The organism is Mesorhizobium sp. B2-7-2, from assembly GCF_006440775.1.
Classification (GTDB): Bacteria; Pseudomonadota; Alphaproteobacteria; order Rhizobiales; family Rhizobiaceae; genus Mesorhizobium.
Genome location: NZ_VFTZ01000026.1, coordinates 61668 through 73960, shown reverse-complemented (window position 1 = coordinate 73960; position 12293 = coordinate 61668). Strand labels below are relative to the sequence as shown.

Here is a 12293-nt window from a genome sequence, read left to right as displayed (position 1 = left end):
GGTCTCCTCCGCTGGGGTTTCAACACGGCCAGTTTGGCACATTCGATGCCGCAAGGGGCCGTCCACCCATCATTCTATGGCGGAGCAAGGAGCGAAGCGACGCGCGCAGACCATAGAATCCATTCCGTGATGTCGAGGCGCTGCCGCGGTGCAGAATTCTGCTCCGCTGCACCCAACGGCAAAGGTTACGGAATGGATTCCAGGGTCACCGCGACGCCGCTTCGCGGCTGCTCCGCCCTGGAATGACGATCGCGATGGCCGTTTCGGCCAATTTCCAACGCATGCCACCGGGGGAAGTTTGAGAGAGACCTAAATCTCCGGGATGCTCTCACGGAAAATCACCTGCAGCCGAGGCTGGTGCAACTCGTAGGGCAATCCCCTGACGGAATGCGACAGGATGTTGAGAGCCTCCCTGGCCTCGACACGGGGGTTCTGGTCGATCACCGCATCGAGCGTGCCGTCGAGCAGAAGCTCCTTGGTGCCGTCGGTTACCTCATGGCCGAGGAAGATGATCTCCTTCGCGCGTCCGCGTTCCTTCAGCGCTCGGGCGATGCCGGTGTTGCCGGCGCCGACATTGTAGATCGCGGCGAGGTCGGGGTGGCGCTCCAGCAATGCGGAGGCCTCGGAATAGGCCTTCTCCCGGTCGTCGAGCATTTCGCGCATCTCGACGATCTCGAGATTGGGGGATTCTTCGGCGAGGATATGGCGGAAACCCATCTCGCGTTCCTCATGGCCGCGATAGGCGAGCGAGCCGGCGAACAGCGCGACCTTGCCGGGATGGCCGGCGCCCATGAAGCGGTTGAGCAGATAGCCGGCCAGCCGGCCCGCTGCGCGGTTGTCGATGCCGATATAGGCGACCCTCGGCACATGCAGGATGTCGGAGGCGATGGTGACGACCTTGATGTCGCTCGCCGACAACGAGCGAATCGCCTCGCGCACCGTCGGATGGTCGAGCGCAATGACGCCGACGCCTTGCGTCTGGCCGTGCAGGTCCTGCAACAGGCGGGCGAGCCGGTCGGGGTTGAAGCCTTCGATGGTCGTTACGCGGACGTCGAGATCGGGCCGCGTCAATGCCTGCGCCTCGATGTGCCGGTGTAAGAGCTTGATGAAGGAGTTGGTGCCGGCCGGCAGCGCGAAGTCGAGCCTGACCGTCTGGCCCGGCACGGACCGTTGCGGCGTCCCGTTCGGGGTCTCGGCAATGTAGCCCAGGCGCTGCGCCATCTCGATGACGATCTCGCGCGTGCGGGCGCGTACCCCCGGCCGGTTGTTGAGCACGCGGTCGACCGTGGCCGGAGAAACACCGGCTTCCCGGGCTATGTCTGTCAGGGTTGACCGCACGTCGAGCACCTCATCGCAAGCATCAAAATCACGCAGCGTCCACTCAGTTCCGGAAATCGCCTCGGCAGCGCCCGCGATTCTGATGTGAAATGATGTAACCGCCCTTGGCTTGCGCGCAAGCCGGCGCGGTACATAAGGCGGCGAAGGTCCGGCCAAGCCGGGCGGATCGGGGCGAAAGCCCCTCAAATCCAAGCAATGGGTGCGCTGTGATGGGGCGGGCGGACGGCATTTTCTCTCTCATCTGCGATCTTATGACGTATTTTGAGTATTTATGATGTTGACAGGCTTCATGCACTGCCGTCAATATCCCTCACATGGGCCATGGAGGAACAGGCCCCGAGGGAGGAATTCGATGTCTCAACTGATCCGCATGTCGCGGCGCCGCCTGCTGGCGTCCGGAGGAAAGGCGGCTGTCTTCGTCGCCGCGACTGGTATTGCACCGCAGTTCATTCGTCCCGGCCGCGCCTTCGCCGCGGACGCGCTGGCGCCCGGCATGACCGGCGGGCCGACCGGCTTCGACGGTGCTGAGCGCTACCAGTATGGACCCGATACGCCGGAGGGGCGTGCGGTCGAAGCGGCCAAGACGCTGAAGGCGGCGGGCAAGGCGCCGGCAAAGATCGTGCTCGGCCTGTCGGACGGCTCGATCGGCCAGCTGACCAAGCCTTTCCCGGCCGGCGCGCCGTCAATCAAGGATCTTTGGGAAAAGGAAACCGGCATCCAGATCGAGATCGTCGGCCTGCCGAACGGCCAGGAATTCACCAAGACGATGCAGGACATCTCCACCAAGGGTGGCGCCTACGACATCTATTCGACCGAATGGAACCGCCTCGGCGATCTCGCCGAGACCGGCGGCATCGCCAAGCTCGACGACTTCGTCGCCAAGCACAAGCCGGAATGGGACGACCCCAAACAGGGTTACGTCAACGGCGCCAAGGGCGTGTCGCTGCTCAACCAGTATCGCGGCTCGACCTATGGCGTGTCGCTCGACGGCGACTTCCAGACCTGGGTCTATCGCAAGGACCTGTTCGGCGATGCGGCCGAGCAGAAGGCCTTCAAGGACAAATATGGCTACGACCTCGCTCCGCCGAAGACCTGGAAGCAGCACAGCGACGTCGCGGCCTTCTTCCAGCGGCCGGACAAGGGCCTGTTCGGCTCCACCGACCTGCGCAACCAGGGCTGGGGCTACACCAACTGGTACCAGCGCTATGTCTCCATGGCCTCGCCCAACCAGTTCCTGTTCGGCGATGACGGCAAGCCGCTGATCAATTCCGAGCATGGCATCGCCGCCACCAAGGAATATGTCGATTCGCTGGCGCATCATTCGCCCGACGCGATCTCGTGGGGCTGGCCGGAGCAGTACGGCAACTTCGCCAAGGGCGGCGCGGCGATGACCTGCGCCTTCTCCAACCTGCCGAAATTCCTCGACAACGCCGGCAACAAGGATTCGGCCGTCACCGGCAAGATCGGCTCGATGCTGCCGCCGGGGCGCGAGATCGATGGCAAGCTGATCAGCCGCTCGGTGCTCTGGTTCTCGCTGACCGGCATGGTGTCGTCGCAGTCGAAGAATCCGGAGGCCGCCTACCTGCTGCTGCAGTGGCTCGGCTCGGCCCGCATCTATGCCTGGATGAGCGCCAATCCCGGCGGCTATCTCGATCCGTTCCGGCTCTCCGACTTCTCCGATCCGCTCGTACGCCAGACTTATCACGCCTATCACATGGACGTGGTGCGCGAGACGGTGGCGCGCACGGTGCCGACCATCAACTATCCAGGCGCCACGGCTTTCCACAACGCGCTCGACGAGAACCTCGTGGCCTCGCTGACCAAGGCCAAGACGCCGGAGCAGGCGATGGCCGACACCGAACGCGAATGGAAGAAGATCGCGCGGCGCATCGGCGAGGACAAGCTCCTCGAAGCCATCAAGACCAACAAGGAGGCCTGGCCCACGGTTCTCGATCCGATCAGCTGATCCGCCTCCCTGGATCAGAACCGGAGGGGAGGGGCGTCAGCTCTTCCCCTCCTTCCTTAACGCCGCCAGCAAAGCAGCCAGATGAAGCGTTCCGTTCCCTTCGAGATATTTCGTTACGCCGCGATCCTCGCGGCGATGGCGGTGACGCTGGTGCCGATCCTGTGGATGGTGTCGATGGCCTTCAAGCCGATCGGCGAGTGGTCGGCGACCGGCGCCGACCTCACCTGGTGGCCGAAGCATCCGACGCTCAGCAATTTCCGCTTCGTCTTCGGCGAATCCGACAACGACCTGATCGTCGCGCTCGACCACACGGCGCTGAAACCGATCCTGTCGTCGCTGCTCTCGGCGGTGTTCGGGACCGTGATCGCCATGTCGGCGGGTACCGCCGCGGCCTACGGCCTTTCGCGTTTTGGCTCGGGCCAGAACCTGCCGCTGGCGCTGATCCAGCTCAGGCTGTTTCCGCCGATGGCCGTTATGATCCCGGTGATGATCATGTGGGCCTTCCTCAACCTCAACGACACGTGGTTGGGGTTGGCGCTGATCTACGGCATCGTCACACTGCCCTTCGCCTTCTGGCTGATGAAGACCTTCTTCGACGACATGCCGCGCGAGATCGAGGAGGCCGCACTGGTCGAGGGCTGCTCGCGGCTGCGCGTCTTCACCCGCATCACGCTGCCGATGATGCGCGCGCCGCTGGCGAGCGCCGCGCTCTTCGTCTTCATCCTCAACTGGTCGGACTATCTCATCGCGCTGCTGCTCACCACGCGCGAATGGGTGACGATTCCCGTCTATATGGCATCGCTGTCGTCCTCGATGACCGGGCAGCTCTACGGCGCCAAGGCCGCGCTCGGCCTGATCGCGGCGGTGCCGCCGGTGATCATGGGCATCGCCATCCAACGCCATCTGGTGCGCGGGCTGACCTTTGGAGCGCTCAAGCAATGAGCGCGGTGACGGCGACGATTTCGGAGGACAAGATGGACGCGCGGACAAAGCCCGCCACGCCTGACGAGGGCGCACGGCTGGGCTTCCGCCTGACCTTGCCGGCGCAGATCCTGGTGCTGTTCATCTCGGCCTTTCCGCTGCTGATGCAGCTCTACATCAGCGTCACCGACTGGTCGCCGCTCTCCGGCGTCGGCTGGTGGAACGCCTGGGAGATGTGGAACAGCTTCGCCAACTACACCGACCTTGCGGCCGACACCCGCTTCTGGAGCGCGCTGCAGCGCACGGCGATCGTCATGCTGGTCTGCGTGCCGGCCGAGTTCCTGCTGGGTCTCGCGCTGGCGACGCTGTTCGCCGACGATTTTCCCGGCAAGCGCATCTTCTATTCGATCCTGCTGATGCCGATGATGGTCGTGCCCGCGGTCGCCGGCTACATGTTCTTCATGCTGTTCCAGTCGGGCGGCCCGGTTAACGACATCCTGTCGCGGATCCTCGGCACGCCGGTTACCATCGCCTGGCTGTCGGATCCGAACCTGGCGCTGATCGCGGTCATGATCGCCGACATCTGGCAGTGGACGCCGCTGATGTTCCTCATCCTGCTTGCCGGCCTGGTCGGCGTGCCGGAAGACCAGATGAAGGCGGCGACCCTGCTCGGCGCCAATGCCTGGCAGCGCTTCGTCACCATCGTGCTGCCGAAGATGAAGACGATCATCATCATCGCGCTGGCGATCCGGGTGATCGAGAACTTCAAGATCTTCGACACGCTCTACATCATGACCGGCGGCGGCCCCGGCGTCGCCACCGAGACGATCTCCGTCTACATCTACAAGGTCACCACGCAAGACCTGATCTGGGGTTATGTGGCGGCGATCGCTCTCGCCATCCTGATCGTGCTTTCGATCGTCGCGGTCTACGCCATGAAGCGCATGGCCAAGGCGCGGGAGGTGCCGGCATGAGCGCGATCCACCTCCACAACCTGGTCAAGAAATTCGGCGACTTCACCGCGCTGAAGACGATGGACCTCGAAATCGCCGATGGCGAGTTCATGGCGCTGCTCGGGCCGTCCGGCTGCGGCAAGTCGACGACGATGAACATGATCGCCGGCATGGAGGAGCCGACCAGCGGCAGGATCCTGTTCGGCGAGCGCGATATGGCGGGCGTGCCGATGGGACGGCGCGGCGTCGGCTTCGTCTTCCAGAACTACGCCATCTTCACTCATATGACGGTGCGGCAGAACCTCGCCTACGGACCGCGGATGCGCGGCGCCGCCAGGGCCGAGATCGATCGCCGCGTCGGCGCCATCGCCGAGATGCTGCAGCTTTCGCCATTGCTCGACCGCAAGGCGGACCGGCTCTCCGTCAACATCCTGCAGCGCGTGGCGATCGGCCGCTCGGCGATCATGGAGCCGGCAATCTTCCTGCTCGACGAGCCGCTCTCCAATGTCGACGCGGCGTTTCGGGCGGTGATGCGCACCGAGCTCAAACAGCTGCAGCGCCAATTCAGGCAGACGATGGTCTATGTGACGCATGACCAGCTCGAAGCCATGACCATGGCCGACCGCATCGCCGTGATGGATCACGGCGTGCTGCAGCAGGTCGGCACGCCACTCGAAGTCTACAACAACCCGGCCAATGTCTTCGTCGCGCGCTTCATCGGAGCGCCGGGTATGAACCTGCTGAAGGGCAGGCCGGCGGAGAGCGATCGCGGGCTGGTGATCGATCTCGGACCGCTCGGCGTCACACCGCCCTTGCCGGATGAACTCGCTTCGGCCGTGAGAGCGGTGCGCGGCGACGTGCTCTATGGTTTCCGGCCGGAGCAGGTGGCGCTTGCCGAGCGCGGGCTGTCCATGCCGGTGAGCTTCGTCGAACGGATCGGTGCGCGCACCATCGTCCATCTCGGCGAAGACGAGAGCGCGGTGAAGGCGGTGTTCGAGAACGATGTCGGGCTGTCGGTCGGGCAGACGGCGATCGTCGCGCCGCCGGCTTCCTCGGTACGCGTCTTCGACGCCGCGACCGGCCTTGCAGTGGGGCCGGGCTGAGCATGGCCGATATCGTTTTCCGCAACGTCACAAAGCGCTACGGCAACACGCTTGCCATCGACGATGCCTCGTTCACCGTCAACGACAACGAGTTCTTCTGCTTCTTCGGTCCGCCGCTGTCGGGCAAGTCGACGATCCTGCGCCTGGTGCTCGGATTGGAGCAGCCGGACCAAGGCGAGATCCTGATCGGCGGCAAGCCGGTCAACAGCGTCTCGCCGGCGGAACGCAATGTCGCCATGGTGTTCCAGAACCTGGCGCTGTTCCCGCATATGAGCGCGCGCGACAATATCCGCTTTCCGCTGGTCGAGCGGAAGGTCGCGGAAGCCGAGATCGAGAAGCGGCTGGCCGACGTCGCGGCGAAGCTCCATATCGGCCACATCCTGCACAAGCCGCCGGCGCAGCTTTCCGGCGGCGAGCGGCAACGCGTGGCGATCGCGCGCGCTTTGGTGCGCGACCCGGCCGCCTATTTGATGGACGACCCGATCTCGGCGCTCGATGCGAGGCTGCGCGAGGAGACGCGCGTCGAGCTGAAGCGCATCCAGCGCGAGCTCGGGAAGACGCTGATCTACGTCACGCACGACCAGGAGGAGGCGATGTCGGTCGCCGACCGCATGGCGATCCTGGAGAACGGCCGCATCAGGCAGATCGGCGCGCCGGCGGAGATCTACGACCGGCCAGCCAGCGCCTATGTGGCGCGCATGCTGGGATCGCCGATGATGAACATCCTGCCGTCGGTACGCGGCGCAAGCGGGGTCGAGGCGGCCGAAGGGACAGTCCGCATTGCCGATGCCAAGGCGCCCGCCGAGGCGGTCGAGATCGGGCTGAGGCCGGAAGACATCAAGGTGCGGCCCTGGATGGGCAACGGGACGGCGGAAGGCCGCCCGGCGCGGGTGTTCGAGGTCGAGCCGCTCGGCGGCTACACCGTGGTGACTTTAGCGGCAGGGGAAGCGCGGCTCAGGGCACTGCTGCGCGGGCAGCCCGATATCAGGCCGGATGCGATGGTGGCGATATCCTGCGAGCCGGGTCGCGTGCATTATTTCGGCCAGGACGGAGGTGCGCTGTGACGGCGGCCGCGAGGACAGAATTTCGGGAGGAAGAGATGGCAGAAAAAGGCTTCGAGCCGGACGTCAAGGTTCGCACCAGGGACTACCGGATCGGCTGCGTCGGCGCCGGCATGATCATGGCCGAGTGCCATCTGGCGGCCTACAAGGAAGCGGGCTTTCCGGTGGTGGCAATCGCCTCTCGCACCAAGGCGAATGCTCAGAAGGTCGCCACCCGCTGGGGCATTCCGACCGTACACGACACGCCGGAACAGCTGATCGACGATACCAACGTCGACATCATCGACCTGGCCTTTCCGCCGGACCAGCAGCCGGCGCTGATCCGCCATGCGCTGAAGCAGAAGCACATCAAGGCGATCCTGGCGCAGAAACCGCTGGCGCTGTCGGTCGAAGAAGCCGTCAAGCTGCGCGACGAGGCGGCGAAGTCGGGCAAGATCCTCTCGGTCAACCAGAACATGCGCTACGACCAGTCGATGCGCGTGTTGAAGCAGATCATCGACAGCGGCGCGCTTGGCGACATCGTCTTCGCGCAGATCGACATGCACGCGATCCCGCACTGGCAGACCTTCCTCCAGGGCTACGACCGGCTGACGCTTGCCAATATGAGCGTGCACCATCTCGACGTGCTGCGCTTCCTGTTCGGCGATCCCGACGAGATCACGACGCTGACGCGCAAGGACCCGCGCACCCAGTTCGACCATTCCGACGGCATCACCGTGTCGACGCTGCGCTTCCCGTCGGGCGTGCTTGCCGTCTCGCTGGAGGACGTCTGGTCCGGTCCGCGCCAGGAAGGTTACAAGGACGACCAGCACATCAACTGGCGCGTCGACGGCACCAAGGGCGTCGCCAAGGGCACGATCGGCTGGCCGACCGGTGCTGCCTCGACGCTGACCTACGCTTCGGCCGAGACGACCGGCGGCGAATGGGTGAGCCCGAGCTGGGAAACGATGTGGTTCCCGCATGCCTTCATCGGCGTGATGGAACAGCTGCAGCACGCCGTGAAGACCGGCACGCCGCCGGCGCTCTCCGTCGCCGACAACGTCAAGACCATGGCGCTGGTCGAGGCGGGCTACCGCTCTATTGCCATGGGCCGCACGGTCAAGCTCTCCGAAATCTCAACAAACTGAATCAACTGAATCGCTTACAGGGAGGAATTCAAGATCATGATGCAGGCAGGTATTTTCACGGGCTATTTCCCGTACGGCCTCGAGGAGACGGCGCAGAAGATCCGCGGTCTCGGTTTCAACACGGTGCAGCTCGACCTGCACTTCAAGGACATCGACCTCTCGGCCGGCCAGATCACCGCGGACAAGGCCAAGAAGGTGCGCGACACCTTCCGCGACCATAACCTGCCGATCTGCTGCGTGTCGGGCTACACCAACATCATCCATCCGGACAAGGCGGAGCGCGAGAAGCGCGTCGGCTATCTCAAGGAGATCATCCGCAATGCGCGCCATTTCGGCTCGCCTTACGTGATCTCGGAGACCGGCACCTACAACACCGAGTCCGACTGGGTGCATCACCCGAAGAACAAGACCGAGGAAGGTTTTGAAGAATGCCGCAAGGTGGTCGCCGACCTTGCCCAGACGGCTTACGACCACGGCGCTGTATTCTTGCTCGAAACCTATGTCAACAACGTCGTCGGCTCGGTCGAGGAGACAGTGAAGATGTTCGCGCAGGTCGACCATCCCGGCCTCGGCCTGCTGATGGACCCGACCAACTATTTCGAGACCCACAACATCGACCGGATGGACCAGATCCTGAACCAGGTCTTCGACACGCTGACCGACAAGATCAAAATCGCGCATGCCAAGGACGTGAAACGCTCGGGCGACGACAAGTCGGAGAAGCATGCCGATATCGGCGACGCCGACGCGATGGAAAGCCACACCTTCCGCGGTGTCGGCGAGATCGAGCTGCCGGCGCCGGGCTTGGGTTCGCTGAACTACGACCTCTACCTCAAGCGTCTTGCCGAGAAGCACCCCAATATCCCGGTGATCATCGAGCATCTGTCGGAAGACGACGTGCCGCGCGCGAAGAAATTCCTCGACGGCAAGTTCCGCGAGAACGGCCTCTGAGATTGCGTAGGCGCCGCCGGTTCGCGGCGGCGCCTATCTGCGCGACATAAAGTGGAGGAAACCAGATGTTGAAATTCGCATTGAAACTGGCGGCCGCGGCGACCGTATTCGCCGGCGTTGCGTTCGGCTCAACGGCGCAGGCCGCGGACGGCCAGAAGACATTCTATCTCTTGTCGCATGGCGGCCCGTCGGACGCGTTCTGGATCGACTGGAACGCCGGCGCGACCAAGGCCTGCGACCAGCTCAAGGTGACCTGCAAGATCTCCTTCAGCGGCGGCGACATGGCGGCGCAGAAGGAAGCGTTTAACTCGGCGCTCGCCGCCAAGCCGGACGGCATCGCCACGACCTCGGCGCAGCCCGGGCTGTGGACCGAGGAAGTGAAGGCAGCTAAGGCCGCCGGCATCCCGATCGTGTTCTTCAACACGGACGATCCGGCGACCGGCCGCCAGGCCTATGTCGGCGCCGACCTCAAGGAAGCCGGCGCCATCTGGGCGAAGTACCTCGTCGACCACAAGATGGTGAAGCATGGCGACAAGGTGTTTCTCCCGGTCGAGGTGCCCGGCGCCAGCTACCAGCAGCTCGAGACGGAAGGCATCGCCGGCGTCTTCGATCCGCTCGGCATCAAATATGACGTGGTCGATTGCGGCACCGATCCGGCCGGCATCATCGCCAAAATGACTGACTACATGGTCGCCAACAATCCGCCGGCGATCATCGCGCTCGGCGATTCCGTGGCGGCCAGCGTCAAGCGGGTGTTCGACGGCGCCGGCATTCCGGCCGGCAAGATCCCGGTCGTCGGCTGGGGCAATTCCAAGGAGACGGCGCAGGCTGTCAAGGACGGCTTCGTCAATGCCGCCGCCTGGCAGTACCCGTCGGCGCAAGGCTTCATGCCGGTCGCGCTGCTCGGTCTCGCGGCTTCGGGCGAGCCGATCGGCTACGACATCCACACATTCGGTCTCTACGACGCTTCCAGCGTCGAGCCGATCCTGAAGCTCTACGACAAGAAGTGAAAAAACTGGCGCCCGTCGTGTGAGCGGCGGGCGCAAGGCAGAGAGCATGGTTCAGCAAGTTATGGTTCAGCAAGTCGGGGCGGTCACCTCGGAAGACGGCGCAGGGCGCGCGAAAGGCAGGTCGAGCCTGATGCGCTCGCCGCAATTCTCCTCCTTCGTCATCCTCATCGTGCTGCTGGCGGTGTTCGCGCTTGCCGACGGCAATTTCCTGTCGCCGCTCAACATCTCCAACATGATGGCGTTCCTGCCGGAGCTCGGCATCATCGCGCTCGGCATGACGCTGCTTCTGACCGCCGGCGAATTCGACCTGTCGGTCGGCGCGGTGTTCGCGCTCGCCCCGGTGGTTGTGATGCTGCTGGTGCAGAATGCCGGGATCGATATCGGCGTGGCGCTGCTTGCCGGTTTGCTGCTCTGCATCGTCATCGGCGCGATCAACGGCGTGATCGTCACCAAGATCGGCATCTCGTCCTTCCTGGTGACGCTGTCGATGCTGCTTATCGTGCGAGGTGCCGCGCTCTACATCACGCAGGGTTTTCCGCTGAAGTCCTGGGACCAGCCAGGCTTCTTCGTCACCCTGCTCGCCGGCAGCTTCAACATCGGCGCGTTCCGCTTCTACACCTCGCTCTGGTGGTTCATCGGCCTCTCGCTGCTTGCGGTCTATGTGCTGCGCTACGCCAAGCTCGGCAACTGGATCAGCGCCATCGGCTCCAACCGCAACGCAGCGGTGGCGCGCGGCGTGCCGGCCGACGCGGTCAAGATCTGGCTGTTCATCCTGACCTCGGTGCTCGCCGGGCTCGCCGGCATGATCAGCGCTTTCCGCATCTCGGCGGCTTCGCCGGTCGCGGGCACGGGCTACGAGCTGGAGGTAATCGCCATGGTCGTGGTCGGCGGCACGGCGCTGACGGGCGGCCGCGGCACGATCCTCGGCACCATCGTCGGCGCGCTGATGTTGCGGGCGATCCGCAACGGCATCGTGCTCGTCGGCGTGCCAGGGCTGGCCTACAACATCTTCGTCGGCGTCATCATCCTCGCCATGCTCATCCTGCACGCTTTGCTGCAGAAAAACGCCGCAAGGAGCTGAGAATGATGCAGGAAGTGCTCCGGCTGCAGAATCTGCAAAAATCCTTCGGCAGCGTGCGCGCGCTGAAGAACGCCTCGCTGACGCTCAGGGAAGGCGAGGTGGTGGCGTTGCTGGGCGACAACGGCGCCGGCAAGTCGACGCTGATCAAGGCGATCTCCGGCGTCTTTCCGATCGATCGCGGCGATATCTATGTGCGCGGCGAGAAGGTCTCGATCCGCTCGACGCGCGAGGCGATGGACCTCGGCATCGAGACCATCCACCAGGACACCTCGCTTGCGCCCGACCTCAGCATCGCGCGCAACCTGTTCCTCGGCCGCGAGCCGGTCAATCTCAAATGGCTGGGCGTCTTCGCGCCGCTCGACCTCGCCGAATTGCGCGATGCGGCTTCGGCGCTTCTCAAGCGCGTCGGCATCTCCAAGAAGCTCGACGCCGATGCACTGGTCTCGACGCTTTCCGGCGGCGAGCGCCAGTCGATCGCGATCTCGCGCGCCATGCAGTTCGCCGCCAAGGTGATCATCCTTGACGAGCCGACCAACAATCTCGGCGTCGAGGAGACGCATGGCGTGCTGCGCTTCGTGAAAGAGATGCGCGCGGCCGGACATTCGGTGCTCTTGATCACCCACAACATCCACCACGTCTTCGAGGTCGCCGACCGCATCATCGTCATGCGCCGCGGTGAGATCGTCGCCGAGCAGACGGTTGCCGACACCGACCTGCTGACCGTGGAAAGCCTGATAACCGGCGCCGACCTGTCGGCCCTGATGAAAAGGGCGCAGTGACGG

At 64.2% G+C, this 12293-nt stretch carries 11 protein-coding genes; 10 read left to right on the top strand and 1 reads right to left on the bottom strand.

Features of this window, described 5'->3' with window-relative positions; genetic code table 11:
* Positions 1-309: 309 nt before the first annotated feature.
* Positions 310-1338 (bottom strand): LacI family DNA-binding transcriptional regulator, encoded by a 1029-nt coding sequence (locus tag FJ425_RS26835; RefSeq protein WP_140727203.1) that lies wholly within the window; start codon positions 1336-1338, stop codon positions 310-312.
* Between the two features lie 352 nt (positions 1339-1690).
* Here FJ425_RS26835 and FJ425_RS26830 point away from each other — a divergent pair, with 352 nt between their 5' ends.
* The 10 genes from FJ425_RS26830 to FJ425_RS26785 all read left to right on the top strand — a co-directional run bounded on the left by FJ425_RS26830 (position 1691) and on the right by FJ425_RS26785 (position 12290).
* Positions 1691-3304 (top strand): extracellular solute-binding protein, encoded by a 1614-nt coding sequence (locus FJ425_RS26830; protein ID WP_140727200.1) that lies wholly within the window; start codon positions 1691-1693, stop codon positions 3302-3304.
* 81 nt (positions 3305-3385) lie between these two features.
* Positions 3386-4246, top strand: coding sequence for a carbohydrate ABC transporter permease (locus FJ425_RS26825; RefSeq protein WP_140727198.1), 861 nt, complete (start codon positions 3386-3388; stop codon positions 4244-4246).
* Positions 4243-5199: a sugar ABC transporter permease gene (locus FJ425_RS26820; RefSeq protein WP_140727195.1), complete on the top strand. Its 957-nt coding sequence runs from the start codon at positions 4243-4245 to the stop codon at positions 5197-5199. Before FJ425_RS26825 ends, FJ425_RS26820 begins: the two co-directional genes overlap by 4 nt.
* Complete coding sequence (locus FJ425_RS26815) at positions 5196-6281, top strand: ABC transporter ATP-binding protein (RefSeq protein ID WP_140727192.1); 1086 nt, start codon at positions 5196-5198, stop codon at positions 6279-6281. The genes FJ425_RS26820 and FJ425_RS26815 overlap by 4 nt, the downstream gene beginning before the upstream one ends.
* Before the next feature lie 2 nt (positions 6282-6283).
* The gene (locus FJ425_RS26810) at positions 6284-7345 is read left to right on the top strand and encodes an ABC transporter ATP-binding protein (RefSeq protein WP_140727190.1); all 1062 of its coding nucleotides are present in this window, start codon (positions 6284-6286) and stop codon (positions 7343-7345) included.
* A 35-nt stretch (positions 7346-7380) separates the two neighbouring features.
* Positions 7381-8469: a Gfo/Idh/MocA family oxidoreductase gene (locus tag FJ425_RS26805; RefSeq protein ID WP_140544384.1), complete on the top strand. Its 1089-nt coding sequence runs from the start codon at positions 7381-7383 to the stop codon at positions 8467-8469.
* Between the two features lie 36 nt (positions 8470-8505).
* Complete coding sequence (locus tag FJ425_RS26800) at positions 8506-9420, top strand: sugar phosphate isomerase/epimerase (RefSeq protein WP_140727187.1); 915 nt, start codon at positions 8506-8508, stop codon at positions 9418-9420.
* Between the two features lie 65 nt (positions 9421-9485).
* The gene (locus tag FJ425_RS26795) at positions 9486-10430 is read left to right on the top strand and encodes a substrate-binding domain-containing protein (protein ID WP_140727184.1); all 945 of its coding nucleotides are present in this window, start codon (positions 9486-9488) and stop codon (positions 10428-10430) included.
* A 130-nt stretch (positions 10431-10560) separates the two neighbouring features.
* Positions 10561-11511 carry an ABC transporter permease gene (locus FJ425_RS26790; protein ID WP_140727211.1) on the top strand — a complete coding sequence of 317 codons (951 nt, stop codon included), beginning with the start codon at positions 10561-10563 and terminating at the stop codon, positions 11509-11511.
* 2 nt (positions 11512-11513) lie between these two features.
* Positions 11514-12290: an ATP-binding cassette domain-containing protein gene (locus FJ425_RS26785; protein WP_140727182.1), complete on the top strand. Its 777-nt coding sequence runs from the start codon at positions 11514-11516 to the stop codon at positions 12288-12290.
* Positions 12291-12293: the final 3 nt, after the last annotated feature.